At 58.7% G+C, this 22,072-nt stretch carries 21 protein-coding genes and 7 tRNA genes; 6 read left to right on the top strand and 22 right to left on the bottom strand.

The window, feature by feature from the left end:
* Nucleotides 1-68: 68 nt before the first annotated feature.
* On the top strand, nucleotides 69-815 hold the full coding sequence (gene map / locus GXP70_RS08495; protein WP_162356045.1) for a type I methionyl aminopeptidase: 747 nt from the start codon (nucleotides 69-71) through the stop codon (nucleotides 813-815).
* A 143-nt stretch (nucleotides 816-958) separates the two neighbouring features.
* Here map and pyrB read toward each other — a convergent pair whose 3' ends face one another.
* From pyrB to GXP70_RS08480, 3 genes are all read right to left on the bottom strand, one after another.
* A complete protein-coding gene (pyrB, locus tag GXP70_RS08490; protein ID WP_162356044.1) occupies nucleotides 959-1,903 on the bottom strand; it encodes an aspartate carbamoyltransferase in 945 nt (314 codons plus the stop codon).
* A gap of 77 nt (nucleotides 1,904-1,980) precedes the next feature.
* Nucleotides 1,981-3,345: a TrkH family potassium uptake protein gene (locus GXP70_RS08485; RefSeq protein WP_162356043.1), complete on the bottom strand. Its 1,365-nt coding sequence runs from the start codon at nucleotides 3,343-3,345 to the stop codon at nucleotides 1,981-1,983.
* 105 nt (nucleotides 3,346-3,450) lie between these two features.
* Nucleotides 3,451-3,828 (bottom strand): hypothetical protein, encoded by a 378-nt coding sequence (locus GXP70_RS08480; RefSeq protein WP_162356042.1) that lies wholly within the window; start codon nucleotides 3,826-3,828, stop codon nucleotides 3,451-3,453.
* Nucleotides 3,829-4,113: 285 nt separating this feature from the next.
* Here GXP70_RS08480 and GXP70_RS08475 point away from each other — a divergent pair, with 285 nt between their 5' ends.
* Nucleotides 4,114-5,220, top strand: a complete 1,107-nt coding sequence (locus GXP70_RS08475; protein WP_162356041.1) for a glycoside hydrolase family 172 protein — start codon at nucleotides 4,114-4,116, stop codon at nucleotides 5,218-5,220.
* Nucleotides 5,221-5,355: 135 nt separating this feature from the next.
* Here GXP70_RS08475 and GXP70_RS08470 read toward each other — a convergent pair whose 3' ends face one another.
* From GXP70_RS08470 to GXP70_RS08405, 14 genes are all read right to left on the bottom strand, one after another.
* Entirely contained in the window at nucleotides 5,356-7,008 is a 1,653-nt protein-coding gene (locus GXP70_RS08470; protein ID WP_162356040.1) for a response regulator, read from the bottom strand.
* Nucleotides 7,009-7,019: 11 nt separating this feature from the next.
* Nucleotides 7,020-8,804, bottom strand: coding sequence for a sensor histidine kinase (locus GXP70_RS08465; RefSeq protein ID WP_162356039.1), 1,785 nt, complete (start codon nucleotides 8,802-8,804; stop codon nucleotides 7,020-7,022).
* A 125-nt stretch (nucleotides 8,805-8,929) separates the two neighbouring features.
* On the bottom strand, nucleotides 8,930-9,817 hold the full coding sequence (locus GXP70_RS08460; protein ID WP_162356038.1) for a carbohydrate ABC transporter permease: 888 nt from the start codon (nucleotides 9,815-9,817) through the stop codon (nucleotides 8,930-8,932).
* Nucleotides 9,818-9,841: 24 nt separating this feature from the next.
* Complete coding sequence (locus GXP70_RS08455) at nucleotides 9,842-10,741, bottom strand: ABC transporter permease (protein WP_162356037.1); 900 nt, start codon at nucleotides 10,739-10,741, stop codon at nucleotides 9,842-9,844.
* A 63-nt stretch (nucleotides 10,742-10,804) separates the two neighbouring features.
* On the bottom strand, nucleotides 10,805-12,571 hold the full coding sequence (locus GXP70_RS08450; RefSeq protein WP_162356036.1) for an extracellular solute-binding protein: 1,767 nt from the start codon (nucleotides 12,569-12,571) through the stop codon (nucleotides 10,805-10,807).
* A 166-nt stretch (nucleotides 12,572-12,737) separates the two neighbouring features.
* Nucleotides 12,738-13,235 (bottom strand): hypothetical protein, encoded by a 498-nt coding sequence (locus GXP70_RS08445; protein WP_162356035.1) that lies wholly within the window; start codon nucleotides 13,233-13,235, stop codon nucleotides 12,738-12,740.
* Between the two features lie 212 nt (nucleotides 13,236-13,447).
* A tRNA-Leu gene (locus tag GXP70_RS08440) sits at nucleotides 13,448-13,529 on the bottom strand.
* Nucleotides 13,530-13,580: 51 nt separating this feature from the next.
* Nucleotides 13,581-13,653 (bottom strand) — tRNA-Lys (locus GXP70_RS08435).
* 73 nt (nucleotides 13,654-13,726) lie between these two features.
* Nucleotides 13,727-13,801: transfer RNA gene (locus GXP70_RS08430), tRNA-Glu, on the bottom strand.
* 209 nt (nucleotides 13,802-14,010) lie between these two features.
* Nucleotides 14,011-14,095 (bottom strand) — tRNA-Leu (locus GXP70_RS08425).
* A 42-nt stretch (nucleotides 14,096-14,137) separates the two neighbouring features.
* Nucleotides 14,138-14,212, bottom strand: a tRNA-Glu gene (locus GXP70_RS08420).
* Nucleotides 14,213-14,283: 71 nt separating this feature from the next.
* Nucleotides 14,284-14,374: transfer RNA gene (locus GXP70_RS08415), tRNA-Ser, on the bottom strand.
* 6 nt (nucleotides 14,375-14,380) lie between these two features.
* Nucleotides 14,381-14,456: transfer RNA gene (locus tag GXP70_RS08410), tRNA-Asn, on the bottom strand.
* Between the two features lie 28 nt (nucleotides 14,457-14,484).
* Nucleotides 14,485-14,964, bottom strand: a complete 480-nt coding sequence (locus tag GXP70_RS08405) for a SprT family protein (RefSeq protein ID WP_162356034.1) — start codon at nucleotides 14,962-14,964, stop codon at nucleotides 14,485-14,487.
* 110 nt (nucleotides 14,965-15,074) lie between these two features.
* Between GXP70_RS08405 and GXP70_RS08400 the strand changes: the two genes are divergently transcribed.
* Both GXP70_RS08400 and cmpA read left to right on the top strand, forming a co-directional pair.
* On the top strand, nucleotides 15,075-15,428 hold the full coding sequence (locus GXP70_RS08400) for a hydrolase/acyltransferase (RefSeq protein WP_162356033.1): 354 nt from the start codon (nucleotides 15,075-15,077) through the stop codon (nucleotides 15,426-15,428).
* Between the two features lie 116 nt (nucleotides 15,429-15,544).
* The gene (cmpA, locus tag GXP70_RS08395) at nucleotides 15,545-15,679 is read left to right on the top strand and encodes a cortex morphogenetic protein CmpA (protein WP_162356032.1); all 135 of its coding nucleotides are present in this window, start codon (nucleotides 15,545-15,547) and stop codon (nucleotides 15,677-15,679) included.
* A 230-nt stretch (nucleotides 15,680-15,909) separates the two neighbouring features.
* Here the strand turns inward: cmpA and GXP70_RS08390 are convergent, their stop codons facing one another.
* From GXP70_RS08390 to GXP70_RS08375, 4 genes are all read right to left on the bottom strand, one after another.
* Complete coding sequence (locus GXP70_RS08390) at nucleotides 15,910-18,186, bottom strand: Tex family protein (RefSeq protein ID WP_162360368.1); 2,277 nt, start codon at nucleotides 18,184-18,186, stop codon at nucleotides 15,910-15,912.
* A 31-nt stretch (nucleotides 18,187-18,217) separates the two neighbouring features.
* On the bottom strand, nucleotides 18,218-18,850 hold the full coding sequence (locus GXP70_RS08385; protein WP_162356031.1) for an MBL fold metallo-hydrolase: 633 nt from the start codon (nucleotides 18,848-18,850) through the stop codon (nucleotides 18,218-18,220).
* A gap of 4 nt (nucleotides 18,851-18,854) precedes the next feature.
* Complete coding sequence (locus tag GXP70_RS08380) at nucleotides 18,855-19,421, bottom strand: thioredoxin family protein (RefSeq protein ID WP_162356030.1); 567 nt, start codon at nucleotides 19,419-19,421, stop codon at nucleotides 18,855-18,857.
* Nucleotides 19,422-19,531: 110 nt separating this feature from the next.
* The gene (locus GXP70_RS08375; protein WP_162356029.1) at nucleotides 19,532-20,140 is read right to left on the bottom strand and encodes an undecaprenyl phosphate transporter UptA; all 609 of its coding nucleotides are present in this window, start codon (nucleotides 20,138-20,140) and stop codon (nucleotides 19,532-19,534) included.
* A 363-nt stretch (nucleotides 20,141-20,503) separates the two neighbouring features.
* Between GXP70_RS08375 and GXP70_RS08370 the strand changes: the two genes are divergently transcribed.
* Together GXP70_RS08370 and GXP70_RS08365 are read left to right on the top strand one after the other, a co-directional pair.
* A complete protein-coding gene (locus tag GXP70_RS08370; RefSeq protein WP_162360367.1) occupies nucleotides 20,504-20,941 on the top strand; it encodes a cupredoxin domain-containing protein in 438 nt (145 codons plus the stop codon).
* Nucleotides 20,942-21,123: 182 nt separating this feature from the next.
* A complete protein-coding gene (locus GXP70_RS08365) occupies nucleotides 21,124-21,441 on the top strand; it encodes a dehydrogenase (RefSeq protein ID WP_162356028.1) in 318 nt (105 codons plus the stop codon).
* Between the two features lie 132 nt (nucleotides 21,442-21,573).
* Here GXP70_RS08365 and GXP70_RS08360 read toward each other — a convergent pair whose 3' ends face one another.
* Nucleotides 21,574-21,933 carry a hypothetical protein gene (locus GXP70_RS08360; RefSeq protein WP_404822322.1) on the bottom strand — a complete coding sequence of 120 codons (360 nt, stop codon included), beginning with the start codon at nucleotides 21,931-21,933 and terminating at the stop codon, nucleotides 21,574-21,576.
* Between the last annotated feature and the right edge of the window lie 139 nt (nucleotides 21,934-22,072).

The raw sequence follows: 22,072 nt of genomic DNA, 5'->3' as shown, positions 1-22,072 counted from the left end.
GTACGGGAGGCCCGTTTCTTTACCTTGACGATATTTTTCTCTATAATTAACGATTAAAGAGGTGTGACATGATTATTCTAAAAACCAAAGACGAAATCGAACAAATGCGCAAAGCCGGCGAAATCCTGGCGGCCTGCCACCGCGAAATCAAGAAACTGATCCGGCCGGGAATCACGACGAACGAAATCGACCAATTCGTCGAGAAATTCCTGAAGCAGCATGGCGCGACGCCGGAACAGAAAGGCTACAAGGGCTATGCGTACGCGACCTGCGCGTCCGTCAACGACGTGATCTGCCACGGCTTCCCTTCCGCGGTGCCGCTGAAGGACGGCGACATCGTCACGATCGACATGGTCGTCAATCTGAACGGCTGGCTCGCGGACTCCGCGTGGTCCTATCCGGTCGGCAACGTCTCCGAGCAAGCGGCGAAGCTTCTGGCCGTCACGGAAGCGTCGATGTATAAAGGCATCGAGCAGGCCGTCGTCGGCAACCGGATCGGCGATGTCTCCAACGCCATTCAGAAGTACGCCGAGAGCAACGGCTTCTCCGTCGTCCGCGACTTTATCGGTCACGGCATCGGCCAGGACATGCACGAAGAGCCGCAAGTGCCGCACTATGGACCTCCGGGACGCGGCATCCGGCTGAAAGCGGGCATGGTCATGACGGTCGAACCGATGCTGAACACCGGCGCCTGGCAGAGCAAGATCGACAGCGACGGCTGGACCGCGCGCACGATCGACGGCGGCCTGTCCGCGCAATACGAGCATACGATCGCGATTACGGATGACGGTCCGATCATCCTGACCAAGCAGTAGGCACGGGAACGCCAGCTCCCCGCTGCCCTTCTTCCGCCGCTTCGATCGGCTGCAGAAAAGGCCTTTCCGCAACGACTGCGGAAAGGCCTTTTCTTGTTCTTCTTGTTCCCGCGCGTTCTCACGCGCATGATGCCGTTCTTCCCTTAACCTTCGCCGCCCTGCCGTTCGCCGCCGAGGCATTGCTCGATCAGCGCCATCCGGATGTACAAGCCGTTCTGCGCCTGGCGGAAGTAGGCCGCCCGCGGATCGCCGTCGACCTCCGTGTCGATTTCGCCGGCGCGCGGCAGCGGGTGGAGAATAAGCGCATTGCGCTTCATCGCGTCCACCAGCTTGCGGTCGATAATGAACTTGCCTTCGGCTTTGCTGTATTCCTCCAAGGAAGGGAACCGTTCTTTCTGAATGCGCGTCTGGTAGAACACGTCCGCGCTGCCCGCCAGCGCCTCGAGATCGGACGATTCCTCGTACGCGACCCGCTTCTCTTCCAGGTACTGCTTGACGTAGGTCGGAATCCGCACATTGTCGGGCGAAACGAACGAGATGCGGACATCCTTGTAATTCGCCAGCAGATAGCTGAGCGAATGAACGGTCCGGCCGTAAGTCAAATCGCCGATCATGGCGATATGGACGCCGTCGATGCCGCCGAATTCCTTCTGAATCGTATACAGGTCGAGCAGCGCCTGGGTCGGATGCTCTCCCGAGCCGTCCCCCGCATTGATGACCGGCACGCCGGATACCGCCGCCGCGCGCTTGGCCGCTCCGATCTCCGTATGCCGCATGACGATCAGGTCGCTGTAGCCGGCGATAATCCGGATCGTATCCTCCAGCGTCTCGCCTTTGATCGTCGACGAGAACTGGCTGGCGTTCTCCGTTCCGATGACGCGGCCGCCGAGCCGATGCATCGCCGATTCGAACGAGAAGCGCGTCCGCGTGCTCGCTTCGAAGAACAGCGTACTCATAATCTTGTTCGGGTAACGCTGGATGCCTCCGCGTACGGCTACCTGCTCCATTTCTTTCGCCGAACCGAACAGCCTGTCCAATTGCTCCCGGTCGAACTGCTTTGCCCCAAGCACGTGATATAGCGTACTCATCTGTCGCGTCCATTCCCTTCCTGCCCTTGAATTCATTCCATCTGATTATAATGGGACGCCTGCCGGAAGACAAACGGTCAGCCGATGATCAGCTTCTCTTCCGGATACTTGACGTTCGGCTGCTTCCTCCGGCTCGTGAACAAGGAGATGAACAGGAACATCCCGATCCGGCCGAAGAACATGAGCAGCATCAGCGTCACTTTCGACGCCGGATGAAGCGCCGCCGTTATGCCGGTCGACAGCCCGCAAGTGCCGAAGGCGGAGGCAACCTCGAAGAGCGCGGCGGACACGTCGTAATGATGGGTTTCCGAGACGAGCACGGCGAAGACGCCTGCCATGACCAGCAGGATCGACAGCGTGAAGAACACGAAGCTCTTGCGCACGTCCTCGCCCGCTATGGAACGGCGGAACGCACGAGGCTGGGTCTCGCCCCGGAAGAACATGACGATGGTCAGCGCGATGACGGCAACGGTCGTCGTCCGTACGCCGCCGCCGACGCTCGACGGGCTTGCGCCGATGAACATGAGACCGGACACGAGCAGCAGCGTCGCCTGATGCAGCGTCGAGATGTCGATCGTCGTCAAGCCGGCGCTGCGCGAGGTGATGGACAAGACCAGCGCATTCATCAGCTGGCCGCCCAGCGATTTGCCGGCCAGCGAATTCCCTGCTTCCGTCAGCCAGATGCCGATCGTCCCGCCGACGATCAAGACGGCATGCGTCACGAGCGTCAGCTTCGTAAACAGCGAGAACCGGAAGCGCCCTTCCTGCTTCTTCGTCCAGCTGCGGACGTAACGCCACGTCTCGACCAGCACGGGAAACCCGACCGCGCCGAGCACGATCAGCGCCATGGTCAGCACCTGCACCGGCGCATTGTCGGAGTAGCGGATCAGCGAGTCGCCGAACAGGTCGAACCCGGCGTTCGTGAACGCGGATATGGAATGAAACAAGCCGTAATAAGCCGCGGTCGCGAGCGAATCCGTGTAACCGGACGCATAGATGAACACCGTGAACAGCAAGGTGCCGACAAGCTCGATGGCGAGCGTCAGTATGAGCACGATGCGCATCAGCTCGACGAGGCCCGCCAGCTTGTTCTGATTCTGGTCGATCATGATGAGCTTGCGCTCCAATAAGCCGATATGCTTGCCCACCAGCATCCAATAGAAGCTGCCGATCGTCATGATGCCGACGGCGCCGAACTGAAACGCCAGCAGCAGCACGGCGACGCCGAAGCCGTTGAACGTCTCGCCGGTGCTCACGGTCGTAAGGCCCGTCACGCTAATCGCGCTTACGGAAGTGAACAAGGCGTCGAGCGGCGAGACCGTCGCCCCTTCCCGCCAGCTGATAGGGAGCATGAGCAGCAGCGCCGTAAGCACGATGACAATAAAATAGGCGCCCGAGATGAGCTGCGCCGGAGATAATACTTTTAACAGCCGTTTGATCATGGATGCGGTTTCCCTTCCCTCATCATCTGTGTGAACGAAGCGCCTGGGAGGCATACCGTTCTGTCGACCGATCCCGCCCCGTTGAGGCGGCTGCACCGCCTGCGGTCACGGATGCGGGACGACGTAGACCGCGCTGCGCGGACTCGCCGCATACGCCCTGATCAGCTCCTCCCGCTTGCTGTCCATATAATAGTACGGATCCGCGATATATTCGCCGCCCGACGACGCGAGCTCGATAACCCGCGCCCTGATCGCGGCCATCTCTTGCTCCGGAATGAAGACGCTGCCTTCTTCCGTGTCCATCGCCCATACCCAGACGATCGAGCAGGGCGAAGAAGCATCGTCCGCTTCGCGCAGCAGCTTCTCGATCGCTTTGAAATTGCGCGTTTCCAAATAATAATCGATCAGCGCCGCCCGGAGCAGCTTCTCCGGTGCATCCTCCAGCAAGAAGGCCAGATCGGACATTTTCGAGCTTGCCGGCATCAAGCAACCACCTATCCGCGGGATAAGGTTATATGCGGTTTGATTTCTGATTTTTCTCATGCTCATTTGATTGTAAAGCTATCGCTCCCGATCCGCAACCATCGCCGCCGCATCGCGATGCATTGTGATCTCGCGGCGACCGCAGCAGGGGCGAATGAAAGCAATCTCTGTTAAAAAGACAGCTGCTTCTGATAAATATTTGCTCGTCCCCGTTCTATATAATGAAGCTAGTTACGCCGTCGTTAAGCAATTCAAACGAGGTTATTAGAAGGAGGAGCCAGAAGTATGTTGGACAATATTAGCAAAATGCAGCCGGGCATCAAAACGAAACGCATCTCGAGCTACGACCGGACCGGAGGCAACGCAGACTTCATTAGAATCGCCGCAGGCGAGACCGCCGATCTGGCCGTCATTGCCGGAGCCGGCAAGATCAAGCATATCTGGATTACCGTCAATGCGCCCGACTCGTTCATTCGCCGGAACGCCGTCATCCGCATGTATTGGGACGGCGAAGAATCCCCCAGCGTAGAATCCCCGCTCGGCGATTTCTTCGGCCAGGGCTGGGGCGAGGAATACAATTTCGCATCGCTGCCGCTCGCGGCCGCGCCTGCCAACGGAAGAGCGTTCAACTGCTACTTCCCGATGCCGTTCGGCGACGGCGCGCGCATTACGCTCGAGAACCAGTCCGGCGAGCCGATCAACAGCTTCTATTACTATATCGATTTCGAGGAGCATCCGTCGATCCCTGCCTCGGAAGGCAGATTCCATGCGTGGTGGAACCGCGAAGTGACCGGCGTTCACCCGGATGAAGGGGAGACCGAGTGGAGCGTCATCGCGCCGCAATCGGCGAATCCGACGACCGAGCATAACTACGTGTTCGCGGATATCGTCGGCAGCGGGCAGTTTGTCGGCATCAACTACTTTGTCGACAACCCGGGCCCGATGTGGTACGGCGAAGGCGACGATATGTGGCTGATCGACGGCGAAGATTGGCCGGGCTCCCTGCACGGCACGGGAACGGAGGATTTCTTCAACAGCTCCTGGTGTCCGAACGAGGTGTACGCGCATCCGTACTTCGGCTATGCCAAGGTGCCCGCGAAGCTGGGCTGGATGGGACGCACGCACTGCTACCGCTTCTTCCTGGAAGACCCGATTCGCTTCGAGCAATCGCTGCATGCCAGCATCGAGCACGGCCACGACAACAGCTTGACGCTTGACCTGTCGACCGTAGCGTACTGGTATCAAAGCGAGCCGCATAAGCCGTTCCCGGCGCTTCCGCCGAAGGAGGAGCGGGGCAACATGCCCGAGATCGGCGTCGTGGACGTTCATAAATGGCGGCATGCTTGGCGCCAAGCGAAGGGCAGCTCGCCGACATTGTGGGGCAACGAATAAACGGCAGAAGAGAAGACCGTGCGCGTTCGCGCAGCGGTCTTCTCTCTGTTCTGCAAGGCTATATGTATCGCGCATCGGTTTCGAGCAATCAACAACAGCGAGGAAGGCGGCAGCGGCCAACCGGCAGCCCGCCGCCTAGTCCTGCTTGACCGCCCGCGGCGTCCAGGTGTCGCGGTATTCCTGCGGCGTCATATTCGTCTGCTTCTTGAAGAAGTGATTGAAGTACGGCGAGGAATGGAATCCGAGATGAATGCCGATTTCGTAGATTTTGCGGTTCGTCGATACGAGCATTTCCTTGGCCATGCCAAGCTTGACTTCCGTAATGTAGTCCGTCAGGCTGCGGCCCGTCTGCTGCTTATACAGCCGGGACAGGTAGAACGGCGTCAGGAAGACGATCTCGGACAGCCTGGCCAGCGACAAGTCGCCGTCGATATGCTCGCGGACGTAGCTCTGCACCCGCTCCACGACCTCGCTCGTTTCCCGCCCGCTCTCGTCCTCCACCTTCTCGATGATCAGGTCCGCCAGCTCGCCGAAGAAGCGCGCGGCGTCCCGCCATGCCGCATGCTCCTGCGCGCCGAGCAGCTTGTTCATGTCGATGCGCTCGGGCAGCGATTCCAGCAGGCCGCTGCGGTTCATCAGCTGCAGGAACGATGCGGACAACGAATAGAACAGCGTCAGCGCCATGCCGGAACGAATCGCTTCCGTCTCCCCGATGGCGGATGAAATATCGGCCAGCCGGCGATGGAAGCCGATGTCGTCTTTCCGCTCGAGCGCCTGCATGAGCTGCGTGACCTCGCGCTCCTGTACCCGCGCCGCCGTGTCATTCGTCGCCGCAGGCGACGGGCTGGCATCGGACAGCAGTATTTCGCGCCCCAGGCCCAGCCCCCGCGTCAACAGGAAATCGAGCTGGCCGAATTTGCGCGGCAGCTCTTCCCAGCAGCAAGGCTCGCAGCCCGCGACGAACGAGCAGGGCAGCTTCAGATACGTGCGGCACGCGGTCTGCGCCGACTCGACGATGCCGAGAATGCGCGACTGGCGCTGCATCGCCGTCTCGCGCTCCGTCCCCGGCTTCATCTGCAGCAGCCAGAGAAACCGGTCGTTGCCGTACGTCACGAACACGATCCGGCAGCCGCCTGCAAAATGCTCCTCGATGACGTTATGGACGCCGTACAGCAGCAGCGACTTGTCGCCGGGCCGAATGTCGCCTTGCCATTCATCGACGCGGCCGATGCCCAAGTGCACCGGGGCGCCGGCGTCGAGCGGCAGCCTCAGCTCGGCGAACCGGGCGGCCCGGCCTTGCGGGGAGGTCCGCTCTCCTTCCAGCAGCTCCAGCACGTATTCCTTGCACAGGATCGGGAGCGCCTGCGTCCATCTGTGCCGCGCATCGCTCAGCAGACGGGCATGCGAATGCTCTTCGGCGATCGCGTCCGCGCCCCGCGTGACGGCTTCGATGATTTTCGCGTCCATCTCCATCTTGAGCACGTAATCGAACGCGCCGCCGCGCATGGACGACTGGATCGATTGGAAATCGCTGTGGCCGGTCAGGAAGACCGTCTTGCATTTCGGCCACAGCAGCTGCACCGCTTGCTGGAGCTCCAAGCCGTTCATGCCGGGCATTTTCAAATCGGTCAGCAGCAGGTCGACGCGTGCCCGCCTCGCGATCCCGAGCGCCTCTTCGCCGTTGTACGCCTTGTACACTTCGAACGCATGCGTCGTCAGCTGCAGAAATTTATCGAACAAGCCCTCCACGATAATCGGTTCGTCGTCGACGATCAGCAGTCTGTACATGGCTGCCCCCTCTAGGCTGTTTTGTCCGTTGCCGCGCCTTCCGTCAGCGCTTTTTCCTGAACCTCCAGCTGGATAGCGAGCGTGACCTTCAAGCCTCCGCCATCGCCTCTCGCCACCGTAATGCCGCTCTCTTCGCCGCACAGCAGCCGCAGCCGCCGGTGCACGTTGATCATGCCGGTGCTCTCGTCCTCCGCCCAGGTGCGCTTCAGCTTGTCCGCAAGCGTCTCGAGCCGGGCATCGGTCAGCTGTTCGCCGTTGTCCTCGACGTCGATCAGCATGCGATCCGCCGTCCGCTTGAACGCCATGCGCAGCACGCCGCCCGAGACGCGCGGTTCGAGCCCGTATTTGAACGCGTTCTCGACGATCGGTTGAAGCACCAGCTTCGGCACGTAGATCGAACGGCAATCGTCGGAGAGCGGCTCGACCTCGATATCGAAACGGTTGAAAAACCGCATGTTCTGAATTTCCAGGTACGTCAGCGTATGCCGGACTTCCAGCTCAAGCGGAATCGTATCCTCCTTGTGGCGGGTAATGAATTCGAAATACTCGCCCAAGTAGCGGCTGAACCGCCCGATGCTCTCCAGATCCCCGAACTCGGACAGCCGGTAGAGAATGAAGTACGTGTTGTACAGAAAATGGGGATTGATCTGCGACTGCAGCTGCTTGATCTGGGCCTGCTTCGCGCGCAGCTTCTGCTCGTAATTGTCGTGAATGAGCGTCTTCAGATGATCCACCATGCGATTGAAATGCAAATACAGATAGCGGAATTCGTCGTTGCCCTTCGTCATCGGCACCTGCTCCAGCCGGCCGTCCTCGACGCGGCGGAACGAGTAGATCATTTCGCGAAGCGGTCTGTGGATCGCCCGGAAGATCCAGCGCGAATAGAGCAGCACGATCAGGATCGAAGCCCCGGTCAGCAGCCAGATGAGCATGCGGTAGGAATTGATCTTGCCGAAAATTTGATCCTGCGGAATGTAGAGGCACAAATACGCGTTCAGCGACACCGAGTATTGGCAGGCCGTCTGCATGTCGACGCCGCTCAGCTTCATCGGGCCGCTTAATCCGTTCATCGCCCCTGCCTGTTCCTTCTGCTTCAGGAACGCCTTCAGCTGCTTCGTGACGCCGCCCTCGTCCTCCGCTCCGCCGGATTCCGTCACGAACCATTGCCCTGCGCGGTCAATGATCGCGGCGCCGGCCCCCCCGTAATTCGCCATGTTGGCGAGCATATCCTTCAGCTCGCTCCGGTTGATCTCGACGGCGAGCACATAGGAAGGATCGACGAAGCCTTTCGGGAACAGCTGCCGGATGAAGATGCGGTCATGCCAGGCGACCATCGAAGGATTATCCGCTCCTTCGATCGGCTTGACGGCTTCGTACGCGGGATCGATCGTATCGGACACGCCGGTCGTATCGTGGATCGTCCGGCCGAGCGTCAGCAGATGAACGCTGGCGTTCTGCGCGTAGAGGCTGGAATCTCCGATCAAGCGCAGCTTCTCCTGCACGCGCTTGACCGTTTCCGACCATTCGTACTGCGACATGATGCCGGAGAGCACGCTCAGATGGGACAAGTCCGCGTCGTTAATATTTTCGGACAGCATATCGAGAATATGGCGAAACTCCAGCTCGAGCGTGTTCAGGTAGAACACCGTGCGCGAATTCATCGAATTGTTCCATTCGCTGCGCACGCTCTCCTCGCCCATCCGGTTCATTTTCAAGCCCAGCATAAACAAAGGAATGATCACCGCCAGGAAGGCGATGACCAATTTAGGGAATATTCCGCCGAACCGCTTGTTCATTGATGATCACCCGGCCCTTGTATGTCCTGGATATCGCTCGTGGATATCGCTCCTCGGCATCGCGTCTCGTTCATCACTTAAGTTCGCTGTGCAAGGCCAAGTTCCTGTCGAAGCCTGTTCGCTACTTATTCTTTGACGCTGCCAAGCACGATGCCCGACATGAAGTACCGCTGCAGGAACGGGTACACGAGGAAGATCGGGAGCGCGCCGAGGAATATTTGCGCCGCTTTCACGGAACGGTTGTTCAAGCCCGCCAGCTGCTGCAGCATGACCGGATCCGTCGTCAGCGCAATGTCGCGCTGCACGATGACCGTCTGCAAATAACTGGCCAGCGGATAATGCTCCGGCTTGTTCATGTAGATCAGCCCGTTGAACCATTCGTTCCAGTGCCCGACCATCGTGAACAGGCCGATCGTCGCGAGCGCCGGCTTGGACAGCGGCACGGCGATGCTCCACAGCACCTGCCAATGCGTCGCGCCGTCGATATGCGCCGCCTCGGTCATCTCCTTCGGCAGCGAGCGGAAGAAGTTCAGCAGCAGAATCATGTTGAACACCGGCACGGCGCCCGGCAGCACGAGCGACCAGATCGAATCGAGCAGATGGACGTCCTTGATGATAATATACGTCGGCACCAGGCCGCCGGAGAACAGAATCGTGAACACGAAGAGCCATACGTAGCCGGTCCGGAACCGGAATTGGCTGCTCTCCTTGGAGAGCGGGAAGGCGACGATGATCGTCAGCAGCATATTCACGGCCGAACCGAGCGCCAGCCGCTCCAGGGCGACGAGCACCGAGCGCAGAAACTCCGGCGTCTCCGCCACGAAATGATAGGACCGGAAGGTGAAGCCCTTCGGCCACAGCTTCACCAGATTCGCCGACACGTAGTACGACTCGCTGAACGATACGGCGAGCACGTTGATGATCGGCAGGATGCACAGCAAGGCAAGCGCGGTCAGCGCCGTATAATTGAGAATGATAAACAGCTTGCGGCTTGCGCTGTAGTATTCAACCATCGCGATGCACCTCCTCGCAGTCAATTAGAAAATCCGATAGTTGGCGAAGCGGTAAGCCATCAGATAGGATGCCGATATGAGCACGAGGGACACGGCGGACTTGAACAGTCCGACCGCCGTCGCTACGCCGAAATCGAAGTTTACGAGACCAAGCCGGTACACGTACGTGTCGAGGATGTCCCCCGACGAATAGACGGACGGGCTATAGAGATTGAACACCTGGTCGAAGCCGGCGTTCAATACATTGCCAAGGCTGAGCGTCATGAGCAGCACGACGATCGGCACGATGCCCGGCAGCGTGACGTTCAACGTCTGCTTCCACCGTCCGGCGCCGTCGATGACGGCCGCTTCGTAGAGCGCGGGATTGATGCCGGTCAAGGCGGCCAGGTAGACGATCGTCCCGAACCCGAATTCCTTCCAGACGTCCGTCCCTACGAGAACGAACGGAAACCACTTGTCGTTGCCGAGGAAGAAAATGCGGTCGAAGCCGAGCCAGGCGATGAAATCGTTCAGCAAGCCGAAATTCGGCGACAACACGTCAATGAGAATGCCCGACAGGATGACCCAAGACAGGAAGTGCGGCAGGTAGATGACGGTCTGCACGGTCCGCTTGAACGCTTTGACTCTGATTTCGTTCAGCAGCAGCGCCGTCGCGAGCGGCGCAGCCAAACCGGCGATCAGCTTCATGATCGAGATGAATACCGTATTGAAAATCACTCTTCGCGTATCCGGCAGGCTGAGAATGTAGTGAAAATTATCGAGCCCGACCCAGGCGGAGCCGAACAGCCCCTTCGTCGGAACGAACTTCTGAAAGGCGATGACAAGCCCCGCCATCGGGCCGTATGCGAAGATTAATATGAAGACAAGCCCTGCCCAAACCATGATATGAAGCGGAAGGTCATTCGCCCACCATCTGCGCAGCATTGCTCCCTCTCCCTTCCGAATTCGGAAACGGGCGGAGCGCACGCCCCGCCCGAGACCGGACGCTTACTTGTGATCCTTGTACCAGTCGTTCACTTCCTGGATGATCTGGTCGCCGCCCTGCTTCTTCCAATCCGCTGCGAATTGGTCGAAGGAATCGAGCGGCTGCTCGCCCATGATGATCTTCGTGAACGTCTTCACTTCCAGGTCGCGGAGCGCCGGACCGTTGCGGACCATCGTTTCCGTCGGCGCGCCGAGGAAGGCGTTGGTCATGAACGCGTCGTTCTTCTTGTATTGGCCGAGGATGCCGTACGTGGACGTATCGTCGCCGCCGAACAGCTTCTCCATCGCCCAGCCCTTCATATCGCCGCTGCGGTACGAAGTAATGCTGTCGTAATACGCCTTGGCCGTCGGATTCAGCTTCGAAGGATCGTTCGCCTTGAGCGCGTCCTGCACGGAATAGTAGTCGTCCTGATTCGTCTCCGAGAATCCGCCGGTTACGGGAGACAAGCCGAACACGCCGATCGTTTCGTCGCCGTTCTTCTGGCTGTGGTATTTCTCGTCGCGCGTCTCCCCGTAGTTCTTCTCCATGTAGAAATTAAGAATTTTGATGGCCGCTTCCGGATGCTTCGCTTTCTTGCTGACGACGGTGAACGATGCCGGCACGATGTTGTTGCTGAGCGCCTTCACCGGCTGATCGTCGGCCGAGACGAGCGGATACACTTCCCAATCGACGGTCTTATCCTTGGCGATCATGTCGTTGATCGGCCATGTCGGAACCCAGAACGCGCCGTACGTCATGCCGACTTTGCCGGCCGTGGCCAATGCCGCGCTCTTCTCGCCGCTGTCCACGCCGAACTCCGGATTGATCGCGCCGGCTTTGAACAGCTCTTGCAGCTTGCCGAGCGCCGTCTTCACTTCCGGCTGAATGTCGGCATAGTCGAGCTGGCCGCCTTTATCCATGAAGACCAGGTTGAGACCGGTAGAGTTCGGACCGCCCGGATTGAACGGATAGGCGTGATAGCCGTTGAAGAAGCCGTCCAGGCCGGACCAGCCGTTGAACAGATTGTAGTCGAGGCTGAGGCCGAACGTGTCCTTCTTGCCGTTGCCGTCTGGATCGTCGTTCGCGAATGCCTTGGCGATATTGATGACGTCGTCCATCGTCTTCGGCGGCTGCAAATTCAGCTTCTTCAGCCAATCGGCGCGGATATAGAGGAATTGAGCGTCGTCGCGTCCGCCGCCGCCGTTCGGAATGGCCATCAGCCGTCCGTTGACGGAAGCCGCCTTGCGGGCGATGCCGTCTCCGTTCTCGATCGCTTTCTTGGACAGGTCGCTTGCGTATTTATCGAAAATATCGGTCAGATCCGCGATTTGATCCGCTTCGATGAGCAGCTGCAGCTGCTGCAGGTTAACCTCGAAGATGTCCGGCAGATCGCCCGCCACCATCGAGACGTTCAGCTTCTTCGGATACTGCTGGTCGTCGACGATCCAATCGTTCTTCATCTGAATGCCGAGCTGGCTCTTCAGCTCGTTCGTATAGATATTGTTGTCCCAGCCTTCTCCGGGAAGGAACTTGAGACCGCTGTTGAACTTGCGCACGGTGGATACCGTAATCGGCGGGTCGTACTTAACAAGCGGGCCGTCTTCCGTCGCCGCGGCCGGCGTATTGGCCGATCCGTTAGTGCCGGTGCTGCCCGTCGCCGGTTTGCTCGCGTTATTCGCCGTCGGCGCGTTCTCTTGCTCGCCGTTGTTATTGTTGCCGCAAGCGGTCAACGCGACGGATAAGGCAAGAACCCCTGCCGCCGTCATGGCGGTCATTCGTTTACGCTGCATCTGTTTACCCTCCCTGAACGAATCTTTCTGTTCGAACAGTTCCCATTATGAGCCCGGCGATGCATAACGTAAATATCGATCTGATGATGTTGATTGCGTTTTCATATCTTGACCGGAAGCGCTGCGGCAAGAAGCTATGAGAACGATATCGAAAGGCAAAGTTGCGCTATTCCTCTCCCGCCGGTTTCGCCGAAGTTTTCGAATCGATAAGGGGCAATAGAGGAAACGCCATCCTGTCAATCGTATCTGTAGCTTCTCTGATCCTATCTCCGTCTTCGGTGGGTTCGTATCTATCCAAGAAAGCGTTCACTAATTCCCTTGCGTTTCGAAAGCCGCTCTCCGATCTGGGCAAAAGCGTTTTTATACGATATCCAATAATTTTGTCGGTCAAACTATCCACCATCATTTCCTGTCTAAAATCCATTTGATTGACGGTAATGATATCTTCCTGCCGTATAATACCCCTATTCTTATCGTATTCGCCAAGCGAATCCGTTATTTGTAAAGTAACTAGGGCCTCTTCGCGTGGCTGTAGAAAAATGGCCCTATGCTCCTCTACACGATTGAATAGTTTTGTGTATTTTGGCGTTCCATTCGTACAAGAAGTAGTGAAAAGCACAAGCGCAATCATTACACATGCGAGAATCGCCCATTGTTTCTTCAAGAATGTACACCTGCTTTCAATTGTTCATCCAAATCTCCGTAATACCGAATTATTCCTGCCCATAACATATAACCTATTGCTAGTACTGCCACTAAACCGTCTCCATCCGGGGTCGGTCCGTCCCCAAGCAATGAAATTCAACACTTTTTCAGGATGCTACAGGTAATTATAAAAACAAAAAAAGCCTTGATAATCAAGGCTTTTCTCTAGGATGCGGTCGGCGGGATTTGAACCCGCACGCCTTGTGGGCGCCACCCCCTCAAGATGGTGTGTCTGCCGTTCCACCACGACCGCGGAGTGAGATATGAAATGGTCCATATCGAAATAAAAAATTGAAATAAAGAGTGAGCCATGTAGGACTCGAACCTACGACACCCTGATTAAAAGTCAGGTGCTCTACCAACTGAGCTAATGGCTCATAACCGAGCTTACCGAATCCCCGTAAAGCGACCGGCATAACCTGCCATGATGGCTTGCTTACCGAGGGAATTTGGTGACCCGTAGGGGACTCGAACCCCTGTTACCTCCGTGAAAGGGAGGTGTCTTAACCACTTGACCAACGGGCCTTATTTTCGTCGTTTTTCGACAAGCTTTTCAAACGACAAGTAATAATATATCAGACCCGAAGACGAATGGCAAGACATTTTTTCACGAATAGCTGCGCCGCCATGAACGGACAGCCGCCTGTATCTACCCTATTGTGCACGGAAGGCCGAACCGTTATGCCGACAAAAAAAAGTCCCTGATCGGAATCAAGGACTTGTTCGTGTAAAGTTGGTGCGGTCGGCGGGATTTGAACCCGCACGCCTTGTGGGCGCCACCCCCTCAAGATGGTGTGTCTGCCGTTCCACCACGACCGCGGAGTGATATGCGATTATGCATCCATATCGGAATTGAACTTTTGGTGACCCGTAGGGGACTCGAACCCCTGTTACCTCCGTGAAAGGGAGGTGTCTTAACCACTTGACCAACGGGCCGTTTCAAACATTCTCTCGCTGAGGACGAGAGTTATTAACAGATAAGGCCGTATGGCCAATCGCCATACAAATGGCGGAGAAGGAGGGATTCGAACCCTCGCACCACTTACGCAGTCTAACCCCTTAGCAGAGGGTCCCCTTGAGCCACTTGGGTACTTCTCCATGTAATGGCTCCCCGAACAGGACTCGAACCTGTGACAACTCGATTAACAGTCGAGTGCTCTACCAACTGAGCTATCAGGGAATAGCAATTAGTGACAAGAAATAATGTATCATGTCTTAGAAATGAAGTCAAGCTTGTACAGCAATAATTGTCCGCGGCATTTGCCGCATGCGTAGCGGCGCGGATCCGTCTTTCTTTTGCGCAAATATTCCGTGCCGCAGCTCTTGCACAGCAGCTTGAACCGGTACGGTTCCGGCTTGCGTTTCTCTCCGGCCGGCAGCGCTTTGCAGAACCGCGTCCCTCCGACCTGGGCGAGCAGGCGCTTGAAATCCTCGTCGCGATGATTGTAGCCCCGCTTCATAATATGGAGATGATAGTGGCACAGCTCGTGCTTGATAATCTTCTCCGTCTCTTCCTCGCCGAAATTGCGCAGCTGATGCGGACTGATCTCGATATTGTGCGACTTCGTGAAGTAGCGGCCTCCGGTCGACTTCAGCCGGCCGTTGAACGTAGCGCGATGACGGAACGGAAGCCCGAAAAACTGCAGCGATACCCGCTCCACCCATTCCTGCAACAATTGATCCTGCATCCTTCAATCTCCTCACGCGGTTATACTTGAATTTTAAAGGACGAATACGCTACACTGTCAAGAGGTATTCATCGGATGTTAAGGATGTTAAGAAAGGGGATCATTCAGAGATGGCTATTATGCGGTATATCATCATGAAGAACGGACAGGAGGTTTCGTTCGTCGAGATGCCCGCCTCGCACGCGTACCAGCTGAGCGCGCTGAACCTGCGCCTGCATAAGGAAATCGACAAGCTGACGGCAAGCAGCGTACCGGCGCTGCCTTATGCGATCGCGGAATGCGACAACGTCGAGCTGCACGACAGATCGATCTCCGTCCAATCCGGGCTGGCGTACATGAATCAGCTCGAGAAGGATTTCGCGTCGATCGAAGAGAAATCGTACCCGCTTATTTCGCTCCTCACGGAAATCCGCGCGCTGCAAGCGCAGCTGGAGCAGTGGTACGAAGAAGAATTCGACATGTAAATCGCCTTAAACCCGATTTTTCTGCATGCGCCGCCAGTTGGACCTGCACAGGCATCCGCCCTCCTCCATACACTACTTAGTACAACAAGCGCAGACTGGAAGGAGGGCGAGGGGCGATGCCGCAATGGCTGTGCAACCAACTGATGCGGGCTTTCCTGAAGAAAGACCGGCGGCAGATTCGGTTGTTGAACGACTGCTGGTATTTCTATCGTACCAGTCAACGTCAGGGCGACGATTCCGTAACCTTATAATGCAGCGATTCCCAAGGCGCAACGGCTGTCTCCTTCCCGTGGACGGCATGCGCGTTTCATGCGGGAGACATACAAGCCGATTTATATGACGAACAAGTATCTATTCGACGATACAAAAGGGTGCTATCTCCTTGCAGCGACGTCTTCGCAAGACGCGGGCCGCTCGGAGATAACACCCTTTTTGCCGTTGCCCGGCGGCGTACGATCGCCGCTCGCGCCTGAACCGGCCGTTAACCCGGTTTGCGCATCGTCAGGCTGACGCGCCCCTTCTTCAAATCGACGCCAAGCACCCATACGGTCACATTATCGCCGACGGAGACGACGTCCATCGGATGCTTGACGAATTTGCCGCTCAGCTGCGAGATATGGACGAGGCCGTCGTTCTTGATGCCGATGTCGACGAACGCGCCGAAGTCGATGACGTTGCGCACGGTGCCCTGCAGCTCCATGCCCGGGGTCAAGTCTTCGATGCTCAGCACGTCGGTATGGAAGATCGGCGCGGGCAGCTCCTCGCGCGGATCGCGCCCCGGGCGAAGCAGGCTGTCGACGATGTCGCGCAGCGTCGGCACGCCGACGCCGATCTCCGCGGCGACGCGGTCCGTCTGGATCGACGACAGCGCCGCGCGGAACGGCTCGGTGCCCAGCTGCTCCAGCTTCAAGCCGAGCACGCCGCACAGCTTGTCGACGACGGCGTAGGACTCGGGATGAATCGGCGTCCGGTCAAGCGGGTTCGCGCTCTCGGGAACGCGGATGAAGCCGATGCACTGCTCGTACGTCTTGGCGCCGAGGCGCGGAACCTTCTGCAGCATTTTCCGATCCTTGAAAATTCCCGATTCTTCCCGGAATTTCACGATATTCTTCGCCGTGGTCGCGTTGATGCCCGCGACGTAGGACAGCAGCGACGGCGAAGCCGTGTTGACGTCGACGCCGACATGGTTGACCGCCGATTCGACGACGCCGCCGAGCGTTTCCTCCAGCCGCTTCTGGCTGACATCGTGCTGGTACTGGCCGACGCCGATCGCTTTGGGCTCGATCTTCACGAGCTCCGCGAGCGGATCCTGCAGCCGTCTGGCGATCGACACGGCGCTGCGCTCGGCGACGTCCAGCTTCGGAAACTCCTCGGCGGCCAGCTTGGACGCCGAATAGACGCTCGCGCCCGCTTCGTTGACGATGATATATTTCAGCTCGCGCCCGCTTTGCGCCTTGTCCGCCTTGCGCTTGCCGAGCAGCCTCGCGATGAACTGCTCCGTCTCGCGAGAAGCGGTTCCGTTGCCGATGACGATCAGCTCGACGCGGTAACGGTCGATCAATCCGTTGATCAGCTTCTCCGCTTCCGCGACCTTGTTGTTCGGCGGCGTCGGATACGAGACGGCGACCTCGAGCAGCTTGCCGGTCTCGTCGACGACGGCGAGCTTGCAGCCGGTCCGGAAGGCCGGATCGACGCCGAGCACGACATTGCCCCGCACCGGCGGCTGGAGCAGCAGGTTGCGCAAATTCGCCGAGAAGATGCCGATCGCATGCTCTTCCGCCTTCTCCGTCAGTTCGCCGCGCACTTCGCGCTCGATGGAAGGCGCGATCAAGCGCTTGTACGCGTCCTCGATCGTCGCGAGCAGCGCGGCGCGCACGCCGGCGGCCGTTCCGACGCGAAGCAGCTGCCGGTCCATGTAATCGTGGATGCGGTCCGCCGACAGGTCGAGCGAGACGCGCAGCACGTCCTCCCGCTCGCCCCGGTTGATCGCCAGCGTGCGGTGAGGCGGCAGCTTCTTCAGCGGCTCCTGGTAGCTGTAGTACATCTCGTAGACCGTCTCTTGCGCGGCGTCCTTCGCTTCGGTGCGCAGAATGCCGTTGTCGAACGTATGGCGGCGCACCCAGGCGCGTATTTTGGCATCGTCCGCAAGCTGCTCCGCGATAATGTCCTTCGCGCCTTGCAGCGCATCGTCCGCCGTCTCGACGCCTTTCGCGGCGTCGACGTACTTGGCCGCCTCCTGCAGCGGCTCGCCTTGGCGCGGCTGGGACAGCAGCCAATGCGCCAGCGGCTCGAGCCCCCGCTCGCGGGCGACGCTCGCGCGCGTCTTGCGCTTCTGCCGGTACGGCCGGTACAGGTCCTCGACCTCCTGCAGCTTCGACGCCGATCGGATGGCGCCGCGCAGCTCGTCCGTCAGCTTGCCCTGCTCGTCGATCAGCCGGATCACTTCGCGCTTGCGCGCTTCCAGGTTGCGCATGTACTGCAGCTTCTCTTCGATCGCCCGCAGCTCGTTCTCGTCCAGCTCGCCGGTCATTTCCTTCCGGTACCTGGCGATGAACGGGATCGTATTGCCTTCGTCCAGCAGCGCCGCGGCCGATTTCACTTTGCCAAGCGGCAGGTTCAGCTCCGCCGACACCCGCTTGACGATGGCCGCTTGCTCCGCCGCCTGCTCCTCCGGCGTCAGCGCGTTCGCGCCGGAAGCTCCTTCCGTCTCTTCATCCTTCAATCGCTGCTTCGTCTCAGCCACATGCGATTCCTCCATCAAGAAAGAATAGAACCCTTCGTACCGGCGGTTAAGCCGGCACGTAAGGGTTGTTTGCCATTTCAAATCCGATTGTCGTTTGCGGGCCGTGTCCGGGATAGACCCGGACCGCGGGATCCAGCTTGTACAGCTTCATCCGAATGGAATCGAACAGGTCGCGTTCCTTGCCGCCGGGCAAATCCGTGCGTCCGACCGAAAGCTTGAACAGCACGTCCCCGCTGATCAGATGCCCGTCGCACAGCAGGCTCACGCTGCCGGGGGAATGGCCCGGCGTATGCATGACCTGGAACGTATGGCCGATCAGCTCCAGCTTCTGGCCATCCGACAGCGCGAACTCCGCAGGCGCCGTGGTGAGCGGCGCCGTGACGTCGGACCAGCGCGCGGAGCCGTTCTTGCGCGCGTCTTCCAGCCAGTCGGCCTCTTCATCATGCAGATAGACCGGGCAGCCGAATGCCTGCCGCATGTCCTCGACGCCGGCCATATGATCGAAATGCGCGTGCGTCAGCACGATCGCTTCGATCGTCAGCCCGCGCTCGCGGATGCGCTCGATCAAGCGCTTCGGCCCCATGCCGGGGTCGACCACGAACGCGCGCTTGCCAGTGTCCTCGGTGATGAGGTAGCAATTCGTCTGCAGCGGACCCAGCGTAAACGTCTCGATGCGCATCGTACTAGACGGACGCGAGCAGCTCGCGGAGCTCGGCTACGATCAATTGCTGGTACGCCGTGCCATCACCGTAGCGGCGTCCGATTTCTTGACGGGTCGCGGTCAGGTTCTCTTGATAGTCCGCGGCTTCGCGGTCCGGGTTGGCTTGCTTGAACGCGACCATCGGCTCTTGGACGTAAGTCGGGCGAGGGCCCCACTGGCCGAGTACGGCGCCGCCCGTATCGACGATCAGCACGACCGGAATCGAACGGCCGCCGAGCGTCAGAAATTCGTCCATCGTGTCCAGATGCTGCTCCATGATGAGCACTTCCACCGGCATGCCGGTCAGCTCCAGCGCTTGGAACACGACCGGAACGTTGCGGACGACGTCTCCGCACCAGTCGGCGGCAATGATCATGCAGCGCAGATCGTCGCGGTTGTTGATCGACTCGAAAAATTCGCGGTCCTCCGCGTTCGCCCACTCGAACCGGCTGCCCCAGTCCTTGAACGCGTCCTGGTTCTTCGTCATGGCATCGATAAACTGCTGCGGGCTGATGCCTTTGCCCAGCTTGTTCGCTACGTTTTTACCCATTATACAAGTCCTCCTTGTGCCCCTGAGGGGAGAAATGGCTGATTATCGCAATGGCGCCGATTGCCTCTATTACCGATTGTATCAAAACGGGTTCGCCGCGCACAAACGGATTAGATGGATTTTCCGCGCCGCTTGAGCACTTTGTACAGCACGTACACGATCAACGCCGCGATGGCGATAAGGATGGCCGGCTGCACGTAAGGCGCCGCCTTGTCGTCGATATCCTCCCAGTTCTCGCCGAGGGAGCGTCCCAAATAGACGAACAGCACCACCCACGGAATGGAAGCGAGGCCCGTCAGGAACGTGAACCGCCAGAAGGACATGCGCGCGATGCCGGCCGGAACCGAGATGACCTGGCGCATGACGGGAACGAAACGGGCCGTGAAGACGATGCCGTTGCCGTAGCGCCGGAACCAGCTTTCGGCGGTATCGAGATGCTTGGGGCTGATTTTGATGAATTTACCGTATTTCTCGAAGAACGGCCGGCCCGCGAAACGTCCGATGCCGTACAATATCCATTGCTGCGCGACGGCGCCGACGAATCCGAACAGCAGCGCGCCGGGCATGGAAATGGTGTGCTGCGATACAAGGTAGCCTGCGTAGCCTAAGACGATTTCGCTTGGAATAATTTCAATCATCAGACCGATCAAGATGCCGAAATAGCCAAGGCCTTCAATCCAATCCAGCAGCGTATTGACCAAATCATGAAACCAGCTCATTCTTCATCTCCTATCATTCTCTTGTAGAGCCGCCGCATGAGCGGGTCCGTCTCTCTTACGGTATTCTAGCATATTTGAAGACATGCCTTCCAGCGCGGACCGTCTATGATGCCGGGTCATGGAGGCGCGTGGATGCAAGAGAAGGATTATAGGATGAGCGGGGGCGATATGGCTGGTGACGCTGAGGCGGATTTGAGGAGCGGGGGCAGGCGAGATGAGCCGTGGGTATGCTTGAGGACGACGATGGGCTGCGGAGGCGGTGAGCTGTGTGCGATTGGCGGCTGGCATCGGAGGCCAAGCCCCCGCATAGACTGGCAGTAGTCCAATCCTTGTGCGAAAAGGAAGTGAAGCGCCTTGTCCAATATGTTCGTAGTCAGCAAAAAACAGCTTCGTCTCGTCTACCTGCTCGTGCTCGTCATCGTGTTCGCCGCCGTCCTCCTGCGCTGGAACCAGACGCGCGCCGCCATGTCCGTGCCGAATGAAATGAAGGTATTCGAGCTCGTGACCGGCGAGTTCAAGACGACGATCGCGAACGGCAAAGAACTCGAGGTGTACCGCTGGGACCCCGCCTCCATCGTCGTGCATAAAGGGGAGGTCGTCGAGCTGCGCATCACCGGGATCAACGGCGCCTCGCACCCGTTTGTCATCCAGGAGCTCGGCATCAAAGGCGTCGTGACGAAGGGACAGACGACGGTCGTCCATTTCAAGGCGGATCGGAAAGGCACGTTCGCCATCGAATGCCTGACGCATACGTCGCTCGCGAACGGCGGCCCGATGGTCGGATACATTACCGTGCTGTAGGCTGCTCGATGGCGGTGGCGGCGAATCGGAATCCGCAATGTTCGTGCAGGCGTATCAAGGCATAAGCGATGCCGCGTACATGCGGGAAACCGGCAGGAAACGGCTGCGTCGTACCATCGCCGCCCCCTGTGACGCATGGCCAGATGGACGCATATATAGGTGGTAGAGAGGAGTCGGTTCCGATGAAACCTTCCGCCGCCGCCCAGAAGCACGCGTCCGCCTACCCCAACGCGCGTAAAATCAAACGGGCTTGCGAGAACGAGCTGTACCGCACGATCAAACGACTGGGCGTCTACCTTCCGCCGGAGAAAGTGGAGCTTGCGGAGAAGCTGTATGCAGCCAAGGTTTTTATGAATATTCAATGGATCCACGAGCATGCCAGCAACCGCAAGCTGCTGTCCGATTGGTGGGACGAGAACGTCAGCGCCGAAGTCGCGGCTCTGTGGGACGTCGACCGGGAGAAGCTGTGCAAGGCGTTCCGGGATGCTTTCGGCGGCTGAGCGGCTTGCCTGTCGATGACAGCCTTCCGTCCATGCTTGCGCGCGAATGGCTGGAGACGAAGAAACGGCAGCAGGGCTCTTCTGCTTCGAGAGAGCCCTGCTGCCGTCGTCGCGAATGAGGGATCAGCCAGGTCAGCCAATGATCGCGAACGTTTCGACGCCTGCGGGAATGAACCGCGAGCGGAACAGGACGCCGTTCGGGCTGAACGTGCGAATCGTGTACGAGACGTCCGTCAGCGTGCGGATATTGTCGAAGCGCACGACGCCGAAGCGGTCGAAAGCGGCCGTCGCTACGATGCGGTTGTTGCGGACGAGCTGGGCGAAGAAGCCCGTCGTATCGAACGGCACGCCGTTGGCTGCCACCCAGACGACCGTCAGCCGGCTGAAAATAGGCCCCGCTTGCTTAATTAAGTTCAGCGGAACCGAACGCTTGATCACCTTGCCGGTGCCCGTTGCCTTGTACTTTGGTTTTACGCGCGTAGCTGCCACCATCATCGCTCCTTTAGCAGATGTGTTGGTTCAGCATATTCGGCGCGCATACGAACGGCGTGGACAATCCCACCAGTGAATTCGCCTAATGTTGGCCGGCATAGCTGCAGAACAGATGAACAAGCCGCCAGGATGCACCGAT

This window comes from Paenibacillus lycopersici, assembly GCF_010119935.1.
GTDB lineage: Bacteria > Bacillota > Bacilli > Paenibacillales > Paenibacillaceae > Paenibacillus_Z > Paenibacillus_Z lycopersici.
This window is presented reverse-complemented; position numbering and strand designations above follow the sequence as displayed.

Bases quoted from the DNA above. Each gene is read 5' to 3' on its own strand.
- map (WP_162356045.1), top strand. From the start codon at position 69: ATGATTATTCTAAAAACCAAAGACGAAATCGAACAAATGCGCAAAGCC.
- pyrB (WP_162356044.1), bottom strand. From the start codon at position 1,903: ATGAGTACGCTATATCACGTGCTTGGGGCAAAGCAGTTCGACCGGGAG.
- GXP70_RS08485 (WP_162356043.1), bottom strand. From the start codon at position 3,345: ATGATCAAACGGCTGTTAAAAGTATTATCTCCGGCGCAGCTCATCTCG.
- GXP70_RS08480 (WP_162356042.1), bottom strand. From the start codon at position 3,828: ATGCCGGCAAGCTCGAAAATGTCCGATCTGGCCTTCTTGCTGGAGGAT.
- GXP70_RS08475 (WP_162356041.1), top strand. From the start codon at position 4,114: ATGTTGGACAATATTAGCAAAATGCAGCCGGGCATCAAAACGAAACGC.
- GXP70_RS08470 (WP_162356040.1), bottom strand. From the start codon at position 7,008: ATGTACAGACTGCTGATCGTCGACGACGAACCGATTATCGTGGAGGGC.
- GXP70_RS08465 (WP_162356039.1), bottom strand. From the start codon at position 8,804: ATGAACAAGCGGTTCGGCGGAATATTCCCTAAATTGGTCATCGCCTTC.
- GXP70_RS08460 (WP_162356038.1), bottom strand. From the start codon at position 9,817: ATGGTTGAATACTACAGCGCAAGCCGCAAGCTGTTTATCATTCTCAAT.
- GXP70_RS08455 (WP_162356037.1), bottom strand. From the start codon at position 10,741: ATGCTGCGCAGATGGTGGGCGAATGACCTTCCGCTTCATATCATGGTT.
- GXP70_RS08450 (WP_162356036.1), bottom strand. From the start codon at position 12,571: ATGCAGCGTAAACGAATGACCGCCATGACGGCGGCAGGGGTTCTTGCC.
- GXP70_RS08405 (WP_162356034.1), bottom strand. From the start codon at position 14,964: ATGCAGGATCAATTGTTGCAGGAATGGGTGGAGCGGGTATCGCTGCAG.
- GXP70_RS08400 (WP_162356033.1), top strand. From the start codon at position 15,075: ATGGCTATTATGCGGTATATCATCATGAAGAACGGACAGGAGGTTTCG.
- cmpA (WP_162356032.1), top strand. From the start codon at position 15,545: ATGCCGCAATGGCTGTGCAACCAACTGATGCGGGCTTTCCTGAAGAAA.
- GXP70_RS08390 (WP_162360368.1), bottom strand. From the start codon at position 18,186: ATGGAGGAATCGCATGTGGCTGAGACGAAGCAGCGATTGAAGGATGAA.
- GXP70_RS08385 (WP_162356031.1), bottom strand. From the start codon at position 18,850: ATGCGCATCGAGACGTTTACGCTGGGTCCGCTGCAGACGAATTGCTAC.
- GXP70_RS08380 (WP_162356030.1), bottom strand. From the start codon at position 19,421: ATGGGTAAAAACGTAGCGAACAAGCTGGGCAAAGGCATCAGCCCGCAG.
- GXP70_RS08375 (WP_162356029.1), bottom strand. From the start codon at position 20,140: ATGAGCTGGTTTCATGATTTGGTCAATACGCTGCTGGATTGGATTGAA.
- GXP70_RS08370 (WP_162360367.1), top strand. From the start codon at position 20,504: ATGTTCGTAGTCAGCAAAAAACAGCTTCGTCTCGTCTACCTGCTCGTG.
- GXP70_RS08365 (WP_162356028.1), top strand. From the start codon at position 21,124: ATGAAACCTTCCGCCGCCGCCCAGAAGCACGCGTCCGCCTACCCCAAC.
- GXP70_RS08360 (WP_404822322.1), bottom strand. From the start codon at position 21,933: ATGGTGGCAGCTACGCGCGTAAAACCAAAGTACAAGGCAACGGGCACC.